This is a genomic window from Dyella sp. M7H15-1 (assembly GCF_004114615.1).
Lineage (GTDB): Bacteria > Pseudomonadota > Gammaproteobacteria > Xanthomonadales > Rhodanobacteraceae > Dyella_B.
Genome location: NZ_CP035300.1, coordinates 2,657,156 through 2,681,173 on the forward strand (window position 1 = coordinate 2,657,156; position 24,018 = coordinate 2,681,173).

The 24,018-nt window shown below is 58.4% G+C and carries 19 protein-coding genes, 3 tRNA genes, 3 rRNA genes and 2 pseudogenes; 19 read left to right on the top strand and 8 right to left on the bottom strand.

What is annotated here, in order from left to right; translation table 11 throughout:
• Positions 1–436 precede the first annotated feature (436 nt).
• The gene (locus tag EO087_RS12320) at positions 437–1,768 is read left to right on the top strand and encodes a hypothetical protein (protein ID WP_128899126.1); all 1,332 of its coding nucleotides are present in this window, start codon (positions 437–439) and stop codon (positions 1,766–1,768) included.
• Positions 1,769–1,987: 219 nt separating this feature from the next.
• Here EO087_RS12320 and EO087_RS12325 read toward each other — a convergent pair whose 3' ends face one another.
• Positions 1,988–2,638: a DUF4124 domain-containing protein gene (locus tag EO087_RS12325; RefSeq protein ID WP_128899127.1), complete on the bottom strand. Its 651-nt coding sequence runs from the start codon at positions 2,636–2,638 to the stop codon at positions 1,988–1,990.
• A gap of 101 nt (positions 2,639–2,739) precedes the next feature.
• On the bottom strand, positions 2,740–3,387 hold the full coding sequence (gene pyrE / locus EO087_RS12330) for an orotate phosphoribosyltransferase (RefSeq protein WP_128899128.1): 648 nt from the start codon (positions 3,385–3,387) through the stop codon (positions 2,740–2,742).
• A gap of 149 nt (positions 3,388–3,536) precedes the next feature.
• Here pyrE and EO087_RS12335 point away from each other — a divergent pair, with 149 nt between their 5' ends.
• Positions 3,537–4,307, top strand: a complete 771-nt coding sequence (locus EO087_RS12335) for an exodeoxyribonuclease III (protein WP_128899129.1) — start codon at positions 3,537–3,539, stop codon at positions 4,305–4,307.
• Positions 4,297–5,598 (top strand): MFS transporter, encoded by a 1,302-nt coding sequence (locus tag EO087_RS12340; RefSeq protein ID WP_240669046.1) that lies wholly within the window; start codon positions 4,297–4,299, stop codon positions 5,596–5,598. Before EO087_RS12335 ends, EO087_RS12340 begins: the two co-directional genes overlap by 11 nt.
• 69 nt (positions 5,599–5,667) lie before the next feature.
• Here the strand turns inward: EO087_RS12340 and EO087_RS12345 are convergent, their stop codons facing one another.
• From EO087_RS12345 to EO087_RS16285, 3 genes are read right to left on the bottom strand one after another with little or no spacing between them, the layout of a single operon-like run.
• On the bottom strand, positions 5,668–6,789 hold the full coding sequence (locus EO087_RS12345) for an anhydro-N-acetylmuramic acid kinase (protein ID WP_128899130.1): 1,122 nt from the start codon (positions 6,787–6,789) through the stop codon (positions 5,668–5,670).
• Between the two features lie 8 nt (positions 6,790–6,797).
• Complete coding sequence (locus tag EO087_RS12350; protein WP_128899131.1) at positions 6,798–8,249, bottom strand: peptidoglycan DD-metalloendopeptidase family protein; 1,452 nt, start codon at positions 8,247–8,249, stop codon at positions 6,798–6,800.
• A complete protein-coding gene (locus EO087_RS16285) occupies positions 8,236–8,421 on the bottom strand; it encodes a hypothetical protein (protein WP_164931832.1) in 186 nt (61 codons plus the stop codon). Before EO087_RS16285 ends, EO087_RS12350 begins: the two co-directional genes overlap by 14 nt.
• A gap of 38 nt (positions 8,422–8,459) precedes the next feature.
• Between EO087_RS16285 and tyrS the strand changes: the two genes are divergently transcribed.
• The 10 genes and pseudogenes from tyrS to EO087_RS12395 all read left to right on the top strand — a co-directional run bounded on the left by tyrS (position 8,460) and on the right by EO087_RS12395 (position 17,547).
• Positions 8,460–9,671, top strand: coding sequence for a tyrosine--tRNA ligase (gene tyrS / locus EO087_RS12355; RefSeq protein ID WP_128899132.1), 1,212 nt, complete (start codon positions 8,460–8,462; stop codon positions 9,669–9,671).
• Positions 9,672–10,124: 453 nt separating this feature from the next.
• A 16S ribosomal RNA gene (locus EO087_RS12360) occupies positions 10,125–11,665 on the top strand.
• A 110-nt stretch (positions 11,666–11,775) separates the two neighbouring features.
• Positions 11,776–11,852, top strand: a tRNA-Ile gene (locus tag EO087_RS12365).
• 110 nt (positions 11,853–11,962) lie between these two features.
• A tRNA-Ala gene (locus EO087_RS12370) sits at positions 11,963–12,038 on the top strand.
• A 233-nt stretch (positions 12,039–12,271) separates the two neighbouring features.
• Positions 12,272–15,147, top strand: a 23S ribosomal RNA gene (locus EO087_RS12375).
• Between the two features lie 250 nt (positions 15,148–15,397).
• A 5S ribosomal RNA gene (gene rrf, locus EO087_RS12380) occupies positions 15,398–15,510 on the top strand.
• Together the 16S, 23S and 5S rRNA genes with 2 tRNA genes alongside form the textbook arrangement of a ribosomal RNA operon.
• A 672-nt stretch (positions 15,511–16,182) precedes the next feature.
• The gene (locus EO087_RS16290; RefSeq protein ID WP_164931833.1) at positions 16,183–16,488 is read left to right on the top strand and encodes a hypothetical protein; all 306 of its coding nucleotides are present in this window, start codon (positions 16,183–16,185) and stop codon (positions 16,486–16,488) included.
• A gap of 53 nt (positions 16,489–16,541) precedes the next feature.
• A pseudogene (tnpB, locus tag EO087_RS16805) lies at positions 16,542–16,745 on the top strand (IS66 family insertion sequence element accessory protein TnpB); the annotation flags it as partial.
• A gap of 216 nt (positions 16,746–16,961) precedes the next feature.
• Positions 16,962–17,378: pseudogene (locus EO087_RS12390) on the top strand (transposase); the annotation flags it as partial.
• A gap of 1 nt (position 17,379) precedes the next feature.
• Positions 17,380–17,547: a transposase domain-containing protein gene (locus tag EO087_RS12395; RefSeq protein ID WP_343133216.1), complete on the top strand. Its 168-nt coding sequence runs from the start codon at positions 17,380–17,382 to the stop codon at positions 17,545–17,547.
• 293 nt (positions 17,548–17,840) lie between these two features.
• On the opposite strand, the gene istB is transcribed toward EO087_RS12395, so the two are convergent.
• A complete protein-coding gene (gene istB / locus EO087_RS12400; RefSeq protein WP_128897577.1) occupies positions 17,841–18,602 on the bottom strand; it encodes an IS21-like element helper ATPase IstB in 762 nt (253 codons plus the stop codon).
• A gap of 11 nt (positions 18,603–18,613) precedes the next feature.
• Positions 18,614–20,137, bottom strand: coding sequence for an IS21 family transposase (istA, locus tag EO087_RS12405; protein ID WP_128897578.1), 1,524 nt, complete (start codon positions 20,135–20,137; stop codon positions 18,614–18,616).
• Positions 20,138–20,306: 169 nt separating this feature from the next.
• On the opposite strand from istA, the gene EO087_RS16480 reads away from it, so the two are divergent.
• Complete coding sequence (locus tag EO087_RS16480) at positions 20,307–20,594, top strand: hypothetical protein (RefSeq protein ID WP_205744361.1); 288 nt, start codon at positions 20,307–20,309, stop codon at positions 20,592–20,594.
• Between the two features lie 44 nt (positions 20,595–20,638).
• Here the strand turns inward: EO087_RS16480 and EO087_RS12415 are convergent.
• A tRNA-Met gene (locus EO087_RS12415) sits at positions 20,639–20,715 on the bottom strand.
• Positions 20,716–20,901: 186 nt separating this feature from the next.
• Between EO087_RS12415 and EO087_RS12420 the strand changes: the two genes are divergently transcribed.
• The 5 genes from EO087_RS12420 (at position 20,902) to nudC (ending at position 23,971) form a co-directional block, all read left to right on the top strand.
• Positions 20,902–21,441, top strand: a complete 540-nt coding sequence (locus EO087_RS12420; RefSeq protein ID WP_128899134.1) for an RNA pyrophosphohydrolase — start codon at positions 20,902–20,904, stop codon at positions 21,439–21,441.
• 66 nt (positions 21,442–21,507) lie between these two features.
• Positions 21,508–21,708 (top strand): (2Fe-2S)-binding protein, encoded by a 201-nt coding sequence (locus tag EO087_RS12425; protein ID WP_128899935.1) that lies wholly within the window; start codon positions 21,508–21,510, stop codon positions 21,706–21,708.
• Between the two features lie 146 nt (positions 21,709–21,854).
• Positions 21,855–22,325, top strand: coding sequence for a bacterioferritin (bfr, locus tag EO087_RS12430; protein ID WP_128899135.1), 471 nt, complete (start codon positions 21,855–21,857; stop codon positions 22,323–22,325).
• Between the two features lie 297 nt (positions 22,326–22,622).
• A complete protein-coding gene (gene erpA, locus EO087_RS12435) occupies positions 22,623–22,991 on the top strand; it encodes an iron-sulfur cluster insertion protein ErpA (RefSeq protein ID WP_128899936.1) in 369 nt (122 codons plus the stop codon).
• A gap of 20 nt (positions 22,992–23,011) precedes the next feature.
• Positions 23,012–23,971 (top strand): NAD(+) diphosphatase, encoded by a 960-nt coding sequence (nudC, locus tag EO087_RS12440; protein WP_128899136.1) that lies wholly within the window; start codon positions 23,012–23,014, stop codon positions 23,969–23,971.
• Positions 23,972–24,018 lie beyond the last annotated feature (47 nt).

Genomic DNA, 24,018 nt, shown 5'->3' on the forward strand with positions numbered 1-24,018 from the left:
TGGCAGTAGCGTTTTTCGCGACGCACAAGCCTCAAATGCGTCAACGCGTCGGGGTGGGCGAGGCACGGACCATGGGCCTCGCGGCGGGATCAGCGGGCGAGGCCAGCGTGGGCCCACCGGTAACAATCACACGTCGGCACCGGTTCCTCCGTCAGGTCGCGGTGCGCCTCCAACGCCCGATGTAACCCCAGGTATCCACACAGAAGCTGCGCCGGTGGATGGGAGGCCGGCCGTTAAGGGCAAAGCACCGACCGCACGGATCCAGTCGGCCGACGCACTGCGCGCGGCATTGCAAGCGCAACCGTGCCAGATAGATGTGTTGACGTGTGCATGCTGGTTCAAAGCGATGCAACGCTCCGAGTGGCCTACGCCGGATGATCTCGAGTTGCTCGCGGAGCAACTCCCCAAGCTTGTACGCAACTCACCCCGGTACATATTGAATGAGAAAACATATACCCAATGGAGCTCGCTATTTCTAAAAGTCGGGAACGCCCCTCATGGCAATCAGCAGTTGGACCCGTTATTGCGCGACATGGCCGACTGGTTGAACGACCTGCCAGAAGGATTGGGTCCTCAGTCCGTGGGCACCCTCCTTTACAACTTGCAGGCGATGCCATCCACCCCTGGCACCGAGGCGGTGCTGCAGGCTATGGCCCGGCACATTTCCAAGACACCCTCTTTATCTGCCCAAGCCATCGGCAATGCCCTGTACGGGCTGCAGAACATGCCCTCGACGGACGGCACCGAGGCGGTGCTGCAGGCTATGGCCCGGCACATTTCCAAGACACCCTCTTTATCTGCTCAAGCCATCGGCAATGCCCTGTACGGGCTGCAGAACATGCCCTCGACGGACGGCGCCGAGGCGGTGCTGAAGGCCATGGCTGGGCACATTTCCGAGACCCCCTTATCTGCCCAAGCCATCGGCAACGCCCTGTACGGGCTGCAAAACATGCCTTCGACGGACGGCACCGAGGCGGTGCTGCGGGTCATCGCTCCGCGCATTTCCGAGGCATCCCCCTTATCTGGCCAAGAAATCGGCAACGCCCTGTACGGGCTGCAAAACATGTCGTCGACGGACGGCACCGAGGCGGTGTTGCTGGCCATAGCTGAGCACATTTTCCCCGAGTTCTCTTTATCTGCCCAACAGATCGGCAACGCCCTGTCCGGGCTGCAAAACATGTCACCGACGGCGGGCACTCACGCGGTGCTGGATGCCTTGGTCGTGCATGCAGCACGCATCAGCGCTAACGACGTCACCCAGTCCGATATCCCCCCGGCAACCTATCTGGCTGAGTGTATCTTCAGCGTAAGAAACCATCTCACCGATCCCTCGACAAAATCTTTAATCACCCAGATCAGTCGCTCATTGAACCTGCCACTCCGTCCGCATGACCTCACGCCTGCGACCTATTCCAGGACGCTTTGGCGGTTACTAAACCCTCGACACATTTATAATGATCCCCAACACGGTCACCTACGTGAAGTGGATCTTCACCACTTGTCACACAAGTTAGGTCGCGCGTTTTGCACCATGGCGCTCCACCGGCTACTACCCGCCTGCGACACCCTCCGGGTGGTCTACGGCTCATCGCGTCATCTAGCTGCGAACAAAGGGAAGATGCGTGAAAGCGCGGAACTAGCACTGAGTCAATTTAAGGGTGAGGGGTACACCATTACCTATGCGTTCCAGAAAAACCGACCCTCCGTGCAGGTCACGAAGACGGCGGAGAGCGCGCATCACACGCTTTCGCCGAGTCATAGCATGTAGTGGCCAAACCCTGCCGTGGATAGCCATCCGAGATGGTTTTACGGCACCGGTCTCCTGTTTGCGGAATGAACGGCGCTGCGTTTAGAAGCCTCCATGCAGATCCTAGTGCAACGTCAGCCACTTCTTGTCGCATGGCGTGTCTTGTCAAGCTTTTTTGCGGTTTTAGATCAAAAAACGTTGTGCTTATCTTGGGTGGATTGGGTGCAAACCCCAACCGCGTCAGTATCCCCGGTCCACCTTCTCGGCGGCCTTCAAATCCCGATAATGCTGCAGTTCCTGTGCCTGCTGCTGCACCGTCGCGTTCCGGGTGGACTTCTGGCGCTGCAGCAGGGCCCGTTCGTTAGCAACCACGTTACGCTGGTTCGCAATCTGATCGGTCAGGAGTTTCGGTACCGGTTGCTTGGCGCGTTCGTCGTCCGCAGCGCGATTGAGCAGGTCGGTGAGTGCGGCGTCCTGGCTATGCAGGTTCACGCGCGTGATGTTCATTTGCTCGTCGAGGCTGTCCAGCATCTGTTGTTGTTTGGCCTTGAGCGTGTTCTCGTCGGGATAGCTGTTCAGTAATTGCAGATCGTTGCGTTTCTTTGCTTCGACTGCTCTCTGCTGGGCGGCTTGTTCGGCGGCCTGCTTGTCGGCTGCCGCGCGCTCGGCGGGCGTAAGTTGCCGTCCTACATGCGTGGCCACGATGCCTTCGTCGTTGATGACGTCGTAGCCGAATTTCACCGCGTCCGTGGTGAGGCTGTCGCTGTAATGCGTCAGGCCATTGGCGTCGACCCAACGGTAGTGAGCTCCATTGACACTGGATTGTGCCCCCGCCACGCCGGGCAGTCCGAACAACAAGGTCATGGATGCGATAAGCACGGATTGACGCATGATCCCCTCCCTCGATTTCCAGTATAGCTGGGGGTTTTGAATGCGAAACGACAGGTATGCGCCAGCGTGACTGAATTCACTGCCATGGCGTAGACCGGCGTTCAATCGCGGACGCCGTACTGCTCCCGGTAGGCCAGCATCCGCTGGTAGTCGGCAGCCAGATCAGTGCGCTCCGCGGCATAGTTCAATACGTCGCTGAAGCCGGTAATAGCCACGACCGGGATATCGTAGTCGCGCTGCACTTCCTGCGCCGCGGAAAGACTGCCCTGGCCCCGCTCCTGTCGGTCCAGTGCGATCAGCACGCCAACGGGCATGGCGCCCTGGGCGCGGATCAACGCCAGGGATTCGCGCACGGCCGTGCCGGCGGTCATCACATCGTCAATGATCAACACCCGGCCCTTTAGTGGCGCACCGACCAGCACTCCACCTTCGCCATGGTCCTTGGTTTCCTTGCGGTTGTAAGCCCAGGGCAGGTCGCGGTCATGCTGGTCGGCCAAAGCCATGGCAGTAGCCGCGGCGAGCGCGATGCCTTTGTAGGCTGGTCCGAACAGCATGTCTACTTTCAGCCCGGAGTTCACCATGGCAGCGGCATAGGCGCGGCCCAGTCGAGCCAGTGCGGCGCCGGAGTCGATGCGGCCCATGTTGAAGAAATAGGGGCTAAGGCGGCCGGATTTGAGCGTGAATTCGCCGAAACGCAGTACGTCGCGTTGCAGGGTCAGTTCGATGAAATCGCGTTGGTAGGGGCGCATCGGGACTTAAGGACTCGGGACTCGGGACTCGGGACTCGGTGGCGCGATGCCAACTCTCGCCTTACGGCACAGATGACGCGTTTCTGCCGTAAAGCTGCCCGCTCGCGGGTATTATCCACGAGTCTTGCGTACTGAGTCCTTAAGTCCCAATGAAAATCATCACCCTCAATGCCAACGGTATCCGCTCCGCTGCGACCAAGGGCGTGTTCGAATGGTTGCGCAAGCAGGAGGCGGACGTCGTTTGCCTGCAGGAGACGAAGGCGCAGGAAGATCAGCTCACCGATCCGATGTTTCGCCCTGATGACCATCACTGTTTTTATCGCGACGCCACCAGCAAGAAGGGCTACAGCGGTGTGGCGATCTACGCCAAGCGCGAGCCGGACAAGGTGTTCACTGAACTCGGTTGGGATGAGTTCGATAACGAAGGGCGTTATATCGAAGCGCGTTTTGGCAATCTAAGCGTTGTGTCGCTGTATGTACCTTCGGGTTCGTCAGGCGACGAGCGTCAGCAATTTAAATTCCATGTGATGGAGTGGATCACCCCGATCTTCGACAAGTGGCTCAAGAGCAAGCGCGATTACGTGATTTGTGGCGATTGGAACATCGTGCACACCAAGGACGACATCAAGAACTGGAGCTCAAACCAGAAGAACTCGGGTTGTCTGCCCGAAGAACGCGCGTGGCTGGATCTGCTGTTTAAGAAGAAGGGGTGGGTGGACAGTTTCCGTGCGTTGAAGCCGGAGGCGGTGGAGTATACGTGGTGGTCCAATCGTGGCCGGGCGCGCGAGAACAACGTGGGATGGCGCATCGACTATCAGGTGGTGACACCTTCGCTGCGTGATCGGCTTAAGCATTGCTCGATCTATCGAGACGAGCGGTTCTCCGACCACGCGCCGTATACGGTCGATTATGCCGACTGAGGCAGACGCAGGGGGGGCGCGCAAGTCGTCAATCTGGCAGGCGTTCTCACAGCCGGTTGCATGGACGATGTGCCTGCTCGGGTTTTCCTCCGGGTTGCCGTTTTTGCTGGTGTCCTACACCTTGTCGTTCTGGCTGAAACAGAACGGCATCGTGCTGAAGGACATCACGATGATCGCCAGTGCCGGCATGACCTACGCACTCAAATTCGTGTGGGCGCCGTTGCTGGACCATTGGCGGCTGCCGCTGTTGGCGCGCCTGGGGCAGCGTCGTGGGTGGCTACTGCTTGCCCAGTTGGGTGTCATCGTCGGTCTGCTGCTAATGGCCACGCTGACCCCGCATCAATTGCCGATGTTCGTGGCGGTGACGTTGCTTGTTGCCTTCATGGGGGCGACGCAAGACATTGCCATTGATGCTTATCGCATCGAAATCGCGCCACCTTCGGCGCAAGGCGCCCTGGTGGCCACTTATTCGCTGGGTTACCGGCTTGGCTTGCTGGTCTCCGGTGCGCTGGCGCTGATCCTGGCTGATCATATCCGCTGGGCGGAAATCTACGTGTTGATGGCGGTGACAATGGTGATACCAGTGCTTACCACACTGAAGATGCACGAGCCCGAGGTGCTTCGCCTTTCACCGTCGTCTTGGCGGGAAGCTATGCGCGAAAGCGTCATCGATCCGTTCGCCGATTTTTTTCGGCGCTATGGCTGGGCCATCGCCCTGTTGACCTTGCTCTTCATTCTGATCTTCAAGATTCCCGAGCAGGCGATCATCGGCGGCATAATGGGTCCGTTTTACCGCGACATGGGCTTCTCAAATACCGAAATCGGTGCGGTCACCAAGATCTATGGCATTTGGATCGGCATCGCAGGTGCTTTTGCTGGCGGCGCGGCTGTGGCGCGTTGGGGGGCGTGGCGATCGCTTGGCGGATGCATCGTGCTTGGTGCGATCAGCAATCTGCTGTACCTGTTGCTGGTCGCCCACCCGGGCCATCTGGCAATGTTGACGTTGGCCATTTCCGGGCAGAACTTCTTCGAAGGTATGCTAGGCCCGCCTACCGTCGCGTTCTTGTCCCTGTTGGTGAATCGTCAGCACACCGCCACGCAATACGCATTGTTGAGTTCACTGGTGAACGTATCTGGCAAGGTGCTTGGCATTTTTGCTGGCGCGATCGTGACCGTGTTGGGTTACAGCGGCTATTTCATCATCACCGTGTTCTCGGTATTGCCGGCGATGCTGCTGTTTGCCTGTTTGTGGCGGCGTTTCAGCAAGGAAGAACAGAGCCTTCCCGATTGAACGAAAACAGGCACGCAAACACGTTCACATCCTGAGTGCGAAGTAAGCGAATTGCTCGACTGAGCAGCGCTACGCGCGCGGCGCCGAATAGACGGCGCCCAACACCCGCAGGCCGCGTGCTCCGGTCACGGCTGGCAGATTGCCGGGCCGTCCGAGTAATCGCTGGCGCGCCAGCCAGGCGAACGCCGTGGCTTCCAGATAATCCGGATCAACGCCATGCGCCGCGGTGCTGCCAAGTACGCGCGGTGTAAGGAGTGTGTGCAGGCGTTGGACGAGGGCAGTGTTGTGCACACCACCGCCGCACATGAGTACGTCCTTGGCATCCTCCGCATGCCGCGCAATGGCATCGACCACGCTGCGGATGGTGAGCTCCAGCAGGGTTGCCTGGACATCGGCAGGGGATAAGGAAAAGCCACTGAGCTGCGCGTCCAGCCAAGCCAGATGAAAGTGCTCGCGTCCGGTGCTCTTGGGTGGTGGTAACGCAAAGTAGGGATCGCTCAATAGTTGAGTAAGCAGCGCTTCATCGGTGTGTCCGCTGGCGGCGAAGGCGCCGTCGCGATCGAATGACTCACCGCGATGACGCAAGCACCAGGCATCCATCAAGCCATTGGCCGGACCGGTGTCAAAGCCCGAAACGTGGCCGTTGGCGGCAAGCACAGTGATATTGGCGATGCCGCCCATGTTGAGCACGACCCGCGTATGACCGGGATGAGCAAGCAGCATGGCGTGTACCGCGGGCAGCAACGGCGCACCTTGTCCGCCGGCGGCGACGTCCGCACGGCGGAAGTCGGCGACCACATCAATGCCGCTGCGCTCGGCGATCACGCTTGGATCGCCAATCTGCAGCGTAAAGGGGAATTCGCCAGCGGGGCGGTGCCGGATCGTTTGGCCATGCGAGCCGATTGCCCGCACTGACGACACCGGAGTGCCGCTACCTTCAAGCAGCTTTTGCGTGGCTTCGGCAAACATCTGGCCGATAGCGACATCGAGTTGGCCATAGGCGTCAAGATCGAGGCGGGTTTCATCTTGCGCAACACGCAGGATCTGCTCGCGCAGTACATCCGGCCAGGGGTGTGCCAGAGCGTGAACCAGATGCGGACGGTCCTGCTCAAAACGCACCAGCACGGCGTCGATGCCGTCGGCGCTGGTGCCGGAGATCAGCCCGATATAGCGCGCGGACGCGTCATCCACGTGTCGGCTCAGTTGTCGGTGCGCATGGTCGATGGGGCACGCGCGAGCTTGTAGTTGTTGTCGATTTCCATCAGGCGCGCCAACTGCGGCTTGACCACGTTGGCCTGGAACTGTGCCATCTGCGGACCCGGTAGCGGCTCTGGCTTGGGTAAGGTGATCGTTTGTGGATTGCGCTGCACGCTGTCGACGCGGAACTCGTAGTGCAGGTGCGGGCCGGTGGCGAGGCCGGTCATGCCGACATAGCCGATCACGTCGCCCTGGCGCACGCGCTGGCCAATACGTCCGGTAGCGAAACGGGACATGTGGCCGTACGCCGTGCTGATGTGCGAATTGTGCTGGATGATCACGAAATTGCCGTATCCATTCATCCAGCCACGGAACTTGATCACGCCATCGCCGGCAGCGTGGATCGGCGTGCCAGTAGGCGCAGCGTAATCCACGCCTTTATGCGCACGCATCAGACCGAGAATCGGATGCATGCGTGCTGCGCTGAAAGGCGAGGAAATGCGGGTAAAATCTACCGGAATGCGCAGGAAGGATTTTTGCAACGGACGGCCGTCTTCACTGAACCAGCCGGTGCTGCCATCGGCACGCTTGAAGCGATACGCGGTATAGCGATGACCTTGGTTGACGAATTCTGCGGCGACGATATCGCCTTCGCGCAGATAACCGCCGTCGCGATACACCGTGTCATAGACAACGGTGAAGCTGTCGCCTACGCGCAGGTCCTGCACGAAGTCGACATCGTATTTGAAGAGGTCTGCAAGCTTGATCACCATCGCGTTGCTCAAGCCGGCTTTGTTGGCGGCGGCGAACAACGAATCCTGGACGACGCCGTGTGCGATCTGTTCGCGCGTATCCACCGCGCGGGCCACTGTCGTCACGTTTGGCGTGGTGCCATCAAGGCGAATAATGGCGCGTGTGAATTCGTCCTTGTCGAAACGAATGCCTTCGAGATTGCCATGGCGACCGATCAGGAAATCGAACTCCTCACCAGGGTGAATATTGTGGAGAGCCATCTTCGCGTCGCCGGCGCTGTCCACGACATGCTGCAGATCAGTAAGACTCAGGCCTTGGCTTTGGAAGATGTCAGAAAGCGTCTGGCCAGGATGTACTTGTACTACTCGCCAATCTTCAACCGTCGGTGCTTTGAGTGTAGGTGCTTCAGTCTTGGGCAATGCGAGCGGCAGCAGGGTGTGTTCCACCGGCGCAATCGCCAGCGGCTTCATGGCGGTCGCCCACGCAGGAATCAGAAAACCGGAAAGCACGGTGATCAGCAACGCCGTGGCTGCGAGCATCCAACGCTCGCGATGCCAATGAATAGGTGGCTGTTCGCTGCTGGTCTGTCGGTTGAAGGACCAGTGAGCGCAGCGCTGATAGAAGTGCGAGTGACGGCGTTGTGCCTTACGGCGGATGGCCAACCTACGGGTGATGCGTGCGTCTTGCTTACCGGTGACCATCGCGCGCGACCTTGTCCTTCTTATTCATTCCGACCACACCCCTGCGGTACAAAGTATCAATTGCCGCGTACCATAGCGACCTTGCGCAAATGCCGTCAACGCCTTTTCCATCAAGGGTTTGCGCGATCTTTCCGGTTAACGCACAATTAACACCATCGATGGCGGCGATCACGTTATTCGTTGTCTAGGCAACCATTTCACGAGGATGACATGAGCGAGCTTGAGCAGGCGCTGGCCACGATTGCGCGCGGCACTGACGAGATCATCAAGCAGGAAGAGCTGGCCGCACGGCTCAAACTGGGGCGCCCCTTGCGCATCAAGGCGGGCTTCGACCCCACCGCGCCGGACCTGCATCTGGGACACACTGTGCTCCTCAATAAGATGCGCCAGTTTCAGGATCTGGGACACACGGTGATTTTCCTGATCGGCGACTTCACCGGCATGATCGGCGACCCCACTGGCAAGAACATCACCCGCAAACCCTTGACTCGCGAAGACGTGCGGGCCAATGCCGAGACCTATGCCGAGCAGGTCTACAAGGTGTTGGACCGCGAGAAAACCGAGCTGCGCTTCAATTCCGAATGGTTTGGCCAGATGACGGCGGCCGACATGATCAAGCTTGCCGCGCAACACACCGTGGCGCGCATGCTCGAGCGCGATGACTTCGCCAAGCGCTATGCCGCCCAGCAACCGATTGCCATCCACGAATTCCTCTATCCGCTGGTGCAGGGCTACGACTCGGTCGCATTGAAGTGCGATGTGGAGCTGGGCGGCACCGATCAGAAGTTCAACCTGTTGATGGGTCGTGCCTTGCAAGAGCACCACGGCCAGTCGCCGCAGATCGTGCTGACCATGCCGCTGCTGGAAGGCTTGGACGGCGTCAACAAGATGTCCAAGTCGCTGGGTAACTACATCGGCATCAACGAGCCGGCCATCGATATCGTCACCAAGACCTTAAAGATTGGCGACGACCTGATGTGGCGCTGGTTCGAGCTGCTCAGTTTTGAGACCTCGTTGGACGACATCGCACGCATGAAGCAGGACATCGCCAATGGAGCACTCAATCCTCGGGATGCCAAGCTCAAGCTGGCGCGCGAACTGGCAACGCGTTTCCATGACGTGGTGGTCGCCGAACAGGCCATTGCAGGCTGGCACGCCGTTGTACGCGGTGAGGGTGATACTCGTCTTTTGCCGCTCACCGAAATTGCTGTTCCAGCGGAAGGCCTGCGTTTGGCTGCGCTGTTGACAGCGGCGGGCCTGACGCCGAGTAACGCCGAAGCAAATCGTAAGCTCAAGGAACGTGCAGTGCGTATTGACGCGGAAGTGGTTGAAGATGCTCAGCGCGTGTTTACGCCTGGCTTCGAAGGTGTTTTGCAGATCGGCAAACGCAACTTCGCGCGCGTGTTGTTGACTCAGACGTGAGTCAAACGCGACGATGCAATGTCGTCGCGACACGTTGAAAGAATAAGTTTCGCGACAGAACAGCGCCTTCCGCGAAATGTGGAAAAAATTTCAAAAATCGCTTGCCAACAGATAGGGCTGTCCCTACTATTCGCAACCCCGCCGCTGGCAACGTCCAAGCCGGCAACACCGAAAGCAAAAATGTTGTAATGAAGGTGTTGACGGACTGAGGAGGCGATGTAGAATGAGCGGCTCACCCGGGACGAAATGTTCAGGTAGCGATCTGAAGAAAAGGTCGCAAGAGATTGATCTTTGACAGTGTGCGCAGGTGACTTGTGTGGGCGCCTTGTGGTGGATGGACGATCTGTCCAAACCAATGCAAGCGTCTAACCTAAGAGTCAATTCAAAAGCTTGACGTTTTAAGGTTAGGACAACGCTTCAGAAAGATAGACCATTTTCGGATGGTCGAAAACTTAAGTGAAGAGTTTGATCCTGGCTCAGATTGAACGCTGGCGGCATGCCTAACACATGCAAGTCGAACGGCAGCACAGGTAGCAATACCGGGTGGCGAGTGGCGGACGGGTGAGGAAAGCATCGGGACCTGCCCAGACGTGGGGGATAACGTAGGGAAACTTACGCTAATACCGCATACGTCCTACGGGAGAAAGCGGGGGATCGCAAGACCTCGCGCGGTTGGATGGACCGATGTTCGATTAGCTAGTTGGTGAGGTAATGGCTCACCAAGGCGACGATCGATAGCTGGTCTGAGAGGATGATCAGCCACACTGGGACTGAGACACGGCCCAGACTCCTACGGGAGGCAGCAGTGGGGAATATTGGACAATGGGCGCAAGCCTGATCCAGCAATGCCGCGTGTGTGAAGAAGGCCTTCGGGTTGTAAAGCACTTTTATCAGGAGCGAAATGTTACCGGTTAATACCCGGTGAAGCTGACGGTACCTGAGGAATAAGCACCGGCTAACTTCGTGCCAGCAGCCGCGGTAATACGAAGGGTGCAAGCGTTAATCGGAATTACTGGGCGTAAAGCGTGCGTAGGCGGTGGCTTAAGTCTGCTGTGAAATCCCCGGGCTCAACCTGGGAATGGCAGTGGATACTGAGTCGCTAGAGTGTGATAGAGGATGGTGGAATTCCCGGTGTAGCGGTGAAATGCGTAGAGATCGGGAGGAACATCAGTGGCGAAGGCGGCCATCTGGATCAACACTGACGCTGAGGCACGAAAGCGTGGGGAGCAAACAGGATTAGATACCCTGGTAGTCCACGCCCTAAACGATGCGAACTGGATGTTGGTCTCAACTCGGAGATCAGTGTCGAAGCTAACGCGTTAAGTTCGCCGCCTGGGGAGTACGGTCGCAAGACTGAAACTCAAAGGAATTGACGGGGGCCCGCACAAGCGGTGGAGTATGTGGTTTAATTCGATGCAACGCGAAGAACCTTACCTGGCCTTGACATGTCGAGAACCTTTCAGAGATGAGAGGGTGCCTTCGGGAACTCGAACACAGGTGCTGCATGGCTGTCGTCAGCTCGTGTCGTGAGATGTTGGGTTAAGTCCCGCAACGAGCGCAACCCTTGTCCTTAGTTGCCAGCACGTAAAGGTGGGAACTCTAAGGAGACTGCCGGTGACAAACCGGAGGAAGGTGGGGATGACGTCAAGTCATCATGGCCCTTACGGCCAGGGCTACACACGTACTACAATGGTCGGTACAGAGGGTTGCGAAGCCGCGAGGTGAAGCCAATCCCAGAAAGCCGATCCCAGTCCGGATCGAAGTCTGCAACTCGACTTCGTGAAGTCGGAATCGCTAGTAATCGCAGATCAGCTATGCTGCGGTGAATACGTTCCCGGGCCTTGTACACACCGCCCGTCACACCATGGGAGTGAGTTGCTCCAGAAGCCGTTAGCCTAACCGCAAGGAGGGCGACGACCACGGAGTGATTCATGACTGGGGTGAAGTCGTAACAAGGTAGCCGTATCGGAAGGTGCGGCTGGATCACCTCCTTTCGAGAACGACAGAACCATCCCCGCAAGACGTCCACACAAGACACCTGCACATCCGCACGCCGACGGCGTGAACGATTTTTTCCGTAAGGAGAAGTTCGTGACAGCTTTATGGGTCTGTAGCTCAGGTGGTTAGAGCGCACCCCTGATAAGGGTGAGGCCGGTGGTTCGAGTCCACCTAGACCCACCAGTTACTAGGGTGCTGATCCATCGGCAACAGCCCGGCCATCCCTGGCCGGACTCTTCAAGGAAAAGCCGCTTCGAACAAAGCGACTGCAAACTTGAAGAACCCATGGTTACGGGGCCATAGCTCAGCTGGGAGAGCACCTGCTTTGCAAGCAGGGGGTCGTCGGTTCGATCCCGACTGGCTCCACCAGTTTCGCGAAAAGCAAGCGGATGTGTAGCGCACACAAAAGATTTTGAAACGGTACGGCGTTGAGGCCGGCATTGTGTTCTTTGAAAAAGTAAACGAGTGACAAGCGTCTTGGTAAAACCTGGATGACATAAGTCAAGACTTATGTCGCCAAACCGAGATGTGTCGTTGAGGCAAACGACGAAGAGTTGATTGGCGTATGACACGAATGGCTGCGAGGCGATTTGGGGTTATATGGTCAAGCGACCAAGCGTATACGGTGGATGCCTTGGCAGTCAGAGGCGATGAAGGACGTGGCAGCCTGCGAAAAGTGTCGGGGAGCTGGCAACAAGCTTTGATCCGGCAATGTCCGAATGGGGAAACCCACTGCGTAAGCAGTATCCAGCACTGAATTCATAGGTGTTGGAAGCGAACCCGGGGAACTGAAATATCTAAGTACCCGGAGGAAAAGAAATCAACCGAGATTCCGTCAGTAGCGACGAGCGAACGCGGAGCAGCCCAAAAGTGCAGCATGTTTTAGCCGAAGGGTCTGGAAAGGCCAGCCATAGCAGGTGATAGCCCTGTAGGCGAAAGGGCAGGTTGCATGAAATTGAGTAAGGCGAGGCACGAGAAACCTTGTCTGAACATGGGGGGACCATCCTCCAAGGCTAAATACTCCTGACTGACCGATAGCGAACAAGTACCGTGAGGGAAAGGCGAAAAGAACCCCGGAGAGGGGAGTGAAATAGACCCTGAAACCGTATACGTACAAGCAGTGGAAGCCCGCAAGGGTGACTGCGTACCTTTTGTATAATGGGTCAGCGACTTACTGTCAGTGGCGAGCTTAACCGTTTAGGGGAGGCGAAGGGAAACCGAGTCTGAATAGGGCGCATAGTCTCTGGCAGTAGACCCGAAACCGAGTGATCTATCCTTGGCCAGGTTGAAGGTGCGGTAACACGCACTGGAGGACCGAACCCACATCTGTTGCAATAGATGGGGATGAGCTGAGGATAGGAGTGAAAGGCTAAACAAACTCGGAGATAGCTGGTTCTCCTCGAAAGCTATTTAGGTAGCGCCTCGTATGAATCTTCCTGGGGGTAGAGCACTGTTATGGCTAGCGGGTCATCGCGACTTAGCAAACCATGGCAAACTCCGAATACCAGGACAGACTGTACGGGAGACACACGGCGGGTGCTAACGTCCGTCGTGAAAAGGGAAACAACCCAGACCCGCAGCTAAGGTCCCCAAGTACATGCTAAGTGGAAAACGATGTGGAAAGGCATAGACAGCCAGGAGGTTGGCTTAGAAGCAGCCACCCTTTAAAGAAAGCGTAATAGCTCACTGGTCGAGTCGGTCTGCGCGGAAGATTTAACGGGGCTAAGCATGACACCGAAGCTCGGGGTGCACAGCAATGTGCGCGGTAGAGGAGCGTTCTGTACGCCTGCGAAGGTGGGTTGAGAAGCCTGCTGGAGGTATCAGAAGTGCGAATGCTGACATGAGTAACGATAATGCGGGTGAAAAGCCCGCACGCCGAAAGCCCAAGGTTTCCTCGCGCAACGTTCATCGGCGCAGGGTGAGTCGGCCCCTAAGGCGAGGCTGAAAAGCGTAGTCGATGGGAAGCTGGTTAATATTCCAGCACTGGACTGTAGTGCGATGTGGGGACGGAGAAGGTTAGGTCTACCGGGCGTTGGTTGTCCCGGGGAAAGGCGGTAGGTGGGATGCTTAGGCAAATCCGGGCATCCATACACCGAGCACCGAGACGAGCCCAATTGGGCGAAGTGACTGAGACCACGCTTCCAGGAAAAGCCACTAAGCTTCAGCTACAGCCAACCGTACCGTAAACCGACACTGGTAGGCAGGGTGAGAATCCCAAGGCGCTTGAGAGAACTCGGGTGAAGGAACTAGGCAAAATGGCACCGTAACTTCGGGAGAAGGTGCGCCCGCCGGTGTGGTCACATGCGTGACTGAGCACTAGCGGGTCGCAGTAACCTGGCCGCTGCGACTGTTTATCAAAAACACAGCACTCTGCAAACACGAAAGTGGACGTATAGGGTGTGACGCCTGCCCGGTGCTGGAAGGTTAATTGATGGGGTCAGCCGCAAGGCGAAGCTCTTGATCGAAGCCCCAGTAAACGGCGGCCGTAACTATAACGGTCCTAAGGTAGCGAAATTCCTTGTCGGGTAAGTTCCGACCTGCACGAATGGCGTAACGACAGCGGCGCTGTCTCCACCCGAGACTCAGTGAAATTGAAATCGCTGTGAAGATGCAGCGTTCCCGCGGCAAGACGGAAAGACCCCGTGAACCTTTACTATAGCTTTACACTGAACGTTGAGTTCTTTTGTGTAGGATAGGTGGGAGGCTATGAAACCAGGACGCTAGTCTTGGTGGAGCCAACCTTGAAATACCACCCTGAAGTGCTTGACGTTCTAACCTAGGTCCGTAATCCGGATCGGGGACCGTGTATGGTGGGTAGTTTGACTGGGGCGGTCTCCTCCCAAAGCGTAACGGAGGAGCACGAAGGTACGCTCAGCGCGGTCGGACATCGCGCACTGTGTGCAAAGGCATAAGCGTGCTTGACTGCGAGATCGACGGATCAAGCAGGTACGAAAGTAGGTCTTAGTGATCCGGTGGTTCTGTATGGAAGGGCCATCGCTCAACGGATAAAAGGTACTCCGGGGATAACAGGCTGATACCGCCCAAGAGTTCATATCGACGGCGGTGTTTGGCACCTCGATGTCGGCTCATCACATCCTGGGGCTGTAGCCGGTCCCAAGGGTATGGCTGTTCGCCATTTAAAGTGGTACGCGAGCTGGGTTCAGAACGTCGTGAGACAGTTCGGTCCCTATCTGTCGTGGGCGTTGGAGATTTGAGGGGGGCTGCTCCTAGTACGAGAGGACCGGAGTGGACGTTCCGCTGGTGTTCGGGTTGTCATGCCCATGGCATTGCCCGGTAGCTATGAACGGAAGTGATAACCGCTGAAAGCATCTAAGCGGGAAGCACGCCCCAAGATGAGATCTCCCGAGACTTTAGTCTCCTAAAGGCCCCATCAAGACTAGGTGGTTGATAGGTGCGATGTGGACGTGCAGCAATGCATTGAGCTAACGCATACTAATGAGCCGTGCGGCTTGACCATATAACCCCAAGACGCTTCGTATACAGGCCCTTCTGTGACGAGCCTGGCCATCCCTGGCCAGGTTTTTCAAAAGAGCATGACCATTAACGAACCATCTCGACGAACTTCACCAGACGCTTGTCACTCGTTTACGCTTTATTAGACGCGACGTCCTTGTCGCGGAGAGCAAACTCTGCCATCCATGGTGGACTCTTCAAAAGGGCGTCAAACCAGACAGAAGCTGGCGCACATGCGCTGCTTCTACCCCTTCCCTGGCGGCTATAGCGCTGTGGCCCCACCCGATCCCATCCCGAACTCGGAAGTGAAACGCAGCTGCGCCGATGGTAGTGTGGACTTCCATGCAAGAGTAGGTCACCGCCAGGGATTTTATCCTAAAAACGCCTTCCTTTATGGGAAGGCGTTTTGCTTTGTGCGCCTTGGCGCACCCGCAACAGGGTTTTGAGCGTCTACTATCGCTGATTATTCCTCCGCAACAATTGCGTTAGCCCGACTTTCGCAACGGGCCTCCAATTTTTCTGAGTTCGGCAGCATACGCCGCGAGGGAGATCAACACGTTACAGAGGCCCGAAGGGGCAAAACCGCGTGTAGTGGCGACCTTGCCTCTTCACCTTGTCTGTGGCCGTGCCTACCATCGATAGCCGCCATGTACCCCTAATGCAGCCGGCGGTTCAAAGACGGTAAAGAACATCGCCTTTAGACGACGCAAGCCCGTTTTGGCGTTCATGCTTGGTGATCCACGCACAACGGCATGGATAAGGCGGAGTGATGAAATAACCCACTCGAAACAGTTTTTGCAGATAGCGATACGTGCACCGCTTTTATCGAGCGCTACGTCAGCACAATATTGGCGAGACAGGATGAAAGTTCGGTGAAACGACAGTCTGAGTGACGAGCCGTATCTTTGGGCCCGCGGCCGCCACGAGCTACCCAGTTGGTCGTGTTCAATTTGAACGTAAGCGCTAACTCAGCGGCGTTATAGAAGAAGCGGCCATCCGCGGCCACAGTGGTCTCCCCTTCATCACAGCGGAGACCGACATGGGCAAGCGGACAAAGACGGAAGCGACGCTTCAACACGAAGCGATGTGGCGCGATCGGCTTCAACACTACGAAGCAAGTGGGAAGAAGGCAGCGGATTTCTGCCGAGCCGAAGGGATATCGGCCTGGAGTTTCTACCCGTGGCACCAGCGCTTGAAGCAACGTGACAAGCCCTTGGTCAAGGAAGAAAGATCCGTTCCCTTCCTGGACCTATGCACGCTCGCATCATCGGCTCCGAGGGCGCCCGGCCTGGAGATTCGATTCGATCTGGGCGGTGGCCTGGTGCTGACGATCGCGAGGCACTGATGTTTTTCCCCGAAGGCCAGGTCCGGATATTTCTGTATGGCGAGCCGGTCGATATGCGCCGATCTTACGATGGCTTGTACGCGTTGATCCGCCAACGCATGCCACAAGATCCGTTGAGTGGCCACCTGTTTGCCTTCATCAACCGGCGCGCCAATCAGATCAAGGTGCTGTATTTTGATCGCACCGGTTGGTGCATCTGGTCCAAGCGACTGGAGCGTGGCCGGCTACTGAGCGACTGGCGTTCGATGCAGACACGCGAGTTGGATTGGACAGCGTTGAAGCTGATGTTGGAGGGCATCGAACCACGCCGCGTGCGCAAGCGTTTCGATCCGGCGGTGCAAGGCACGCTGGGTGAACCCTTTGCCGCCACTCCTGAACCTCTTGCCGATACCGTCAAGACCAAGGTGTCCGCACATGAGCGTGCGCGCAAGCCCAAATCGCCCGGTGGCGATAGCGATGAGTCGACGTTGCTCTTCGACGAGGCTCGTGTCCCGGTCGAAACCATCCAGGTACCCGATCCCGACGCCGAAGGGATGTTGCCGGACGACTATGAGGTCATCAGCGAGAAGGTCAGTTATCGACTGGCCATGCGTCCGGCCAGCTACGTGGTGTTGCGCTATCTGCGCCAGGTCATCAAGCGTCACGACACGCAAGCATTGTCCTGTCCGCCTGCACCGACGGGCGTGATCGAAGGCAGTCGCGCTGACGTCACCTTTATCGTCGGCATGACGGTGGACAAGTTCGTCTAGCACCAGCCGCTGCACCGGCAATGGCAGCACCTTCGCGATAGCGGCATCCGCGTCAGTCGCGCGTGGCTGACCCAACTGATCCGGCAAGCACTGCACTTGCTCAAGCCGATTTACACGGCGCAGCTAGCCTCCATTCGTGCCTGTGGATCCGTATGACTATCTCGTCGACGTACTGCAACGCGTCGGCACACATCCAAGCGCGCGTGTGCACGAGCTGACGCCTCGCCTGTGGAAAAACCTGTTCGCACAGCAACCGATGTGCTCCGACCTACGTCACGCCTCCATGCAGGTCAAGGACGTCGCTGGCTGACCGCTTACGCTGCTTGGATCGGCTGCTGCCGCATAAGCGCGCCCTGTTCGACCACCTGACACGGCGCTGTTGTCACTGACTGCCCCATTCGAGCCCGGCCATCGTCGGCCCAGGGACTCGAACTCCCACCCGCCGCTACCCTCCGTGCGATTCCAACGCGGAGGGTGGTGCGTATTCCGACGAAATCGGCCACTCATTCCAGCGCAAATCGGCCACCTGATCCGAGCCAAATCGGCCGGGTCTTCCGAGGTTAATCGGCCACCCCGGCAAAGGCCGTGCGCGGGGTGGGTGGATTATGGGGTGACGGAGCGGGTCGAGGCCACCGTGGCCGGAGCGCGCTTGCGCATGGACTCGCCGGTGAGGGCGAGTCGGTAGCTGTTATGGACGAGGCGATCGAGGATGGCGTCGGCGAGGGTGGGGTCGCCCAGGTACGCATGCCACTGCTCGACCGGCAACTGACTGGTGATGAGGGTGGATTTCTTGTCGTAGCGATCGTCGAGGATTTCCAGCAGGTCGCGCCGATTGAGGTCGGTCAGCGGTGCCAGGGCAAAGTCATCGAGCACGATCACGTCGACCTTGGCGAGCGAGCGGAAGTAAGCGCTACGACGTGATTCGGCGTGTGCCTTGGTCAGTTCATCGATCAATCGTGGCAGGCGGAAGTAGCGCACCGAGTAATCTGCCCGACAGGCCGCTTGAGCGAGCGCACACCCGAGATAACTCTTGCCGACACCGGTCGGTCCGGTGATCAGCACGTTCAGGTGCTCTTTGATCCACGTCAGCGTGGCGAGTTTGGCGATCAAGCACTTGTCCAGCCCCCGTGCGATGCGTGTATCGAGGTCTTCCAGGGTGGCGCTCTGTCCGAGTTTGGCCCAGCGTAAACGCTGATGCAGGCGCTGCGTATCGCGGTCGGCCATCTCGTGCTGAACCAACAGGGCCAGGCGGTCCTCGAAGGGCAAATGGTCGGCTTGGGTAGATGCCAGTTGCTGCGTCAGGGCGGCGGCCATGCCGCGCAAACGCAAGGATTGCAGTTGTTCGATCAAGGGATGTAGCACCATCGTGGTCTCCGTCAGTGGTAGTAGGACGCGCCGCGCACGTTGTCGTGCTCGGGCAGGGAAAGTGTCAATTCGGTTTGCGGAAGGGTGTGCTTGATCAGCGCACGAATGGCGCGGTAACTGGTGCTGTTGTGCGCCAGCGCCTGCTTGCAGGCTGCCTCCAGTTGCAGCGGCGAGAAGTCGTTGGCCAAGCGCAAAATGCCCAGGCATGCGCGCAACGCATATTCGGGATGCTTGCGCATGTTGACTTGCATGTTCAGCACGCCGACGACGTTCGGCCCGATGGTTTCGGCACGTGCAAACAACTGCTCGATCGTCAGCTCCGTGACCGCGCGATGGCTCTTCGGGCGATGCGCCGGGCAGGTCGTAAAACCGCCGCGCATCGTGGAGCGCGTATGCGCGGCGACGCGCGTGCCGCGCAGAAAGATTTCCACGGTGGAGGCACACAAACGCACGTCCACCACGCGGCCCGTCAGGGTATGCGGCACCGAGTAGTAATGCCGATCCACCTCGACGTGGTAGTCCAGGTGCACCTTGGCCTTCTTCCATTCGGCGTATTCGTAGCGCGTGGCAGGCAGCCGTTGCAGCGCTGCTCGTTCGATCGCCTCGAATACGCTCAGACGGCTTCCCTCGCGCTTCTGAAAGGGTTGCCGATTCAGTTCATCCAACAATGGGCGGATGGCTGCGTTGGCCTCGTTGAGCGAGAACAAGGATTGTTCGCGCAGCGGCGCCAGAATCCGCCGTTCCACCACCTGCACGCCCACTTCGGCCTTGGCCTTGTCGCGCGGCTTTCTCACCCGTGCCGGCAGCACCGTGGTGGCGTAGTGCTCGGCCAGATCCTGATACGACGGATTGATATCCGGATCGTAGCGATGTGCTTTGGTCACGCCGGCCTTGAGGTTATCGGGCACGATCGCGCGCGGCACACCACCGATGAATTCCAGTGCCCGCACGTGCGAGGCCAGCCAGTCAGGCACGCTCTGGGTCCAGGTGGCCTCGGCATAGGTGTAGCTTGAATGCCCGAGCACGGCCACAAAGATTTGTGCCGGACGCAGCTCGCCGGTGCGACGGTCGATGATGTCCAGCGTGTGTCCCGCGTAGTCGACAAACAGCTTGTCGCCCGGCACATGGACGTGGCGAAGCACCACGTCCTGCTTGCTGGCCCATTGCCGGTACAAATCGGCAAAACGGCTGTACTGATAACCGTCGGGGTGATGGGCTTTGTACTCCTCCCACAACAGCATCAGCGTGACGCCTTTGCGCGTCAGTTCGTAGTGGATACGAGGCCAGTCGGGGAGTGGTTGGTGAGCCTGCTCAGCCGACACGGTCGGCGGATAGAGCCGATCCCACAGCGTGTCTTCGTCCACCTCCTCGGGGAGCGGCCAATGGACGCCAGCGGCTTGCGCGCGGCGCAGGTAATCGGCCACGGTGCTGCGCGCCAGCTTGACGCTGGCTGCCACCTGGCGGGCGGATAGGCCGGCCGCGGTGAGCCGGAGAACTTCTCGAATCTTGCGCATGGACAACCTCGCTTTGGGCATCGCTCTGCTCGCTGGGGAAAAGCGGGCGAGCGTGCCCGATCAGGGGTCCACGCATGACGTTGGCAGGGTGGCCGATTTGGCTCGGAATGGGGGGCCGATTTACGTCGGAACGGGTGGCCGATTTAGCTCGGAATCAGTGGCCGATTTGCGTCGGAATACGCAGGGTGGCATGAGCAAGAGGAGTTTCGAGATGTATCAGTATCGACAAGTGCTGCTGCACATGTGGCAGGGAGATTCGGATCGTGACATTGCCCGTAGCGGGCTGATGGGGCGAGCCAAAGCAGCGGCGGTGCGCACGCTCGCTCAACAGCATGGCTGGCTGGATACGCAAACGCCGTTGCCGGCGGATGAGGCGTTGGCAGCGGTGTTTGCCATGACGGCACGGCCAACGTCCACCCTATCGACCCTGGAGTCATTGAATGACATGAAACAGCAAATTTCCCGAAGCCCTTGGTAGACTGCGGTTTCTGGAGCTTGACTGGACGTGTTTGGATGGAAGTATGGTGGCTATGGGTGGACTTGAACCACCGACCCCAGCATTATGAGTGCTGTGCTCTAACCGGCTGAGCTACATAGCCTAAGGGGCGTACGCCTGGGTTCGGTCCGGATCGGCTGGATTCAGGCGGGGCGCGGTAGTTTAATCGTGTTGCCCTTGCGGTTCAAGGGTTTGGCTTGCTCCGACTTTGTAGGCTGTGGTTGAATCGATCTCGGGTCACATGCGTGGTTCGCTCGCGAACAGCGCTGACATGGCCCGAGGAGGCTGGATGATCGACGTTGATGGCTACCGTCCAAATGTTGGCATTGTGTTGCTGAATGCAGACGGCAGGCTGTTCTGGGCGCGTCGCGTCCATCGCGACGGTTGGCAGTTTCCCCAGGGCGGCATGCGCAGTGATGAGACTCCGCTGGAGGCCATGTACCGTGAGCTGGAAGAAGAAACCGGCCTTGCTCCCGAGCATGTGGAAGTATTAGCTAGCACTCGTGGCTGGTTGCGTTACAAGCTGCCCAGCCGCTATATCCGGCACCAACAGCAGCCCACCTGCATCGGCCAGAAGCAGGTCTGGTTCCTGCTGAAGCTGGTTGGTGGCGAGGATGCGCTCTGCCTGGACGCCTGCGACAAGCCGGAATTCGACCTCTGGCGGTGGGTGGATTTCTGGTACCCGGCAGCCCACGTGGTGAACTTCAAACGCGATGTCTACCACCGGGCTCTACGCCATTTTGCCCCTCTGGTAGAGGCCATGCTGAGCATTGAACTGGGCCCCCAACCCCAATCGCGCGGCAGCCGCAGTCGACGGCAGGCCACCTGAGTGGCAGGATCCCCCTTAATTGAACACTTGTTGACAATCATTCGCATTCGCGTTGAAATACGCGTTATGTACATCTGCCTGTGCAACGCCATTACCGATCACGATATCCGTCGCGCTGCGACCGATGGCGTACGGACTTTTGCCGAGCTGCAAGCCCGCACCGGCTGTTCGGACTGCTGCGGCTGCTGCGAAGCCGATGCGCGCACCACACTGAATGAAGCGGTGGTGCAGGTAACAATCGATCTACCTACCCTGGTCGCGGCCTAATTCACCTCCTGCCTACCCATCGATAGATCGATAGAACGCCATCGATTTTTCGGTGGCGTTTTTGCATGCGCGAACGGTTCGCATTACCTACATGACTCACCGGGAATCCGTATAGTTCGACCTCAGCCAACGTACGGAGAGCAGCCATGAAGGGTGACACCAAGGTCAACGAGTTCCTCAATAAGGTGCTCTACAACGAACTGACCGCCATCAATCAGTATTTTCTGCATTACCGCATGTTCAAGAATTGGGGCTATGCGGAGTTGGCCGAGCACGAGTACAAGGAATCCATCGACGAGATGAAGCACGCCGATCACCTGATCGAGCGCATCTTGTTCCTGGAGGGCCTGCCCAATTTGCAGCATCTGGGCAAACTGCGCATCGGCGAGAACGTGCTCGAATGCATCCTGGGCGATCTCGATCTGGAGCTGGCTGCCACCAAAGACCTGCGCCATGCCATTGCGCATTGCGAAAGCGTTGCCGATTACGTCAGCCGCGACTTGTTCAAGAACATTCTTCACGACGAAGAAGAGCATATCGACTGGTTGGAAACGCAACTCAGCCTGGTCAAGGACATCGGCTCAGAGCGTTATCTGCAGTCGAAGATGGAAAGCTAAGCTAAAGGCAACGCTGAATAAGTATCGCCGTCGTCATGACACCTGGAAGGCCCGCAGGCTGTGCCGCGCAGCTTGGCAAGACGGTCGTCTTGCCTGCGTCACACGGCACACGACGCACAGGTGAACGGCCGCATGGCGCATCAGGGCGAGGATCACCTTCAGCGCGAGCTGCCAGCGCCTGAAGTACGCTCCGAGCTGCACCCGCAACAGCCTGAATTCATGACGGGTTGCGCCGACGGATCAGGGCTGGCTGCTGATATGCTTGAGTCTGCATCGCATCAACCCCATTTCCGCGCTATGGAAACCATCGTCGCTATCCCCGATTACCGCCAAGCCGGCGCCCCACTGGTCTTCACCGAGGCTGCCGCACGCAAAGTGCATGAGCTGATCCAGGAAGAAGGTAATCCTGATCTGAAACTGCGCGTATACATCACCGGCGGCGGGTGCTCAGGCTTCCAGTACGGATTCACTTTTGACGAAACCCGTGCCGAGGACGATTTCGCGCTTGATCGCGAAGGCGTCACCCTGCTAGTCGACCCCTTGTCGTTGCAATACCTCACCGGTGCCGAGATCGATTACACCGAGAATCTCAGCGGTTCGCAGTTCGTCATTCGCAACCCCAACGCCAAGACCACCTGCGGCTGCGGCTCATCCTTCTCAACCTAAGAGTCTGGTTACCGACACGGATGGCCGCGACGAACCTCAATACCTTCGCGGGACTCAGCCTGATACTCGATCGCGTTTCCGAACAACGCGATATCAGTGAGTGGGTGACTGCAAAAGCCGATTCGCCGGATGCGCGCTACCTGCTGCTTGATCCCGCCGGCGATGCCTATCTGCATCGCCACGACGAAAACCTGCGCTGGCTCGATGCCCGCGAACGCGCGCATCTGTTGCCCGATGCATCGTGGAGCCTGCTCGGCATCGCCGAAGGACAACCGCATTTCATGCTGGTGCTGGATGAGCGCCATGATCATGCCGCATTGGAGTCCGCACTCAACGCCCGTCGCATGGGCCTGCGCGAAGCGGGCCTGCGCCTGCCTGCCTATGAAGCCGGCCTGTTTGCGTATGCCAAGGGACTTTCTCATTGGCAGCGCGAGGCACGCTTCTGCTCGCGCTGCGGTTCGCCAGTGCGACTTGTGTCGTCGGGGCATCGCGCGCAATGCACTCATCCAGCTTGCGGCCGGCTGCACTTTCCACGCACCGACACTGCGATCATCGTGCTCGTGGAATACGAAGGCGCTTGCCTGCTTGGCCGTCAGGCCGGCTGGCCGCCCGGTCGCTATTCCACGCTGGCCGGCTTCATCGAACCGGGTGAAGCATTGGAAGATGCGGTTCGCCGCGAAGTCGCCGAAGAATCCGGCGTGATTGTCGGCGATGTGCACTATCACTCTTCGCAGCCATGGCCATTGCCGGCCTCGCTGATGGTGGGTTTTATCGCCCATGCCGTGTCGTCCGCGATCCGCCTGCGCGACGGTGAGCTGGAAGACGCCCGTTGGTATACGCCACGGCAAATCGTAGAAGGTCTCGCCGATGGAACTCTCGGCACGCCATCCCGGCTCTCCGTATCCTATCAATTGATCTCCCATTGGCTGCGGGAGCGCGCGGGATTGGACCTGGACTCACTGGTGGAGCGCACGCACTGAAGTAGCCCGCATGGGGGCGAAAAAACGATGGGCTCGTGAACGGGCTC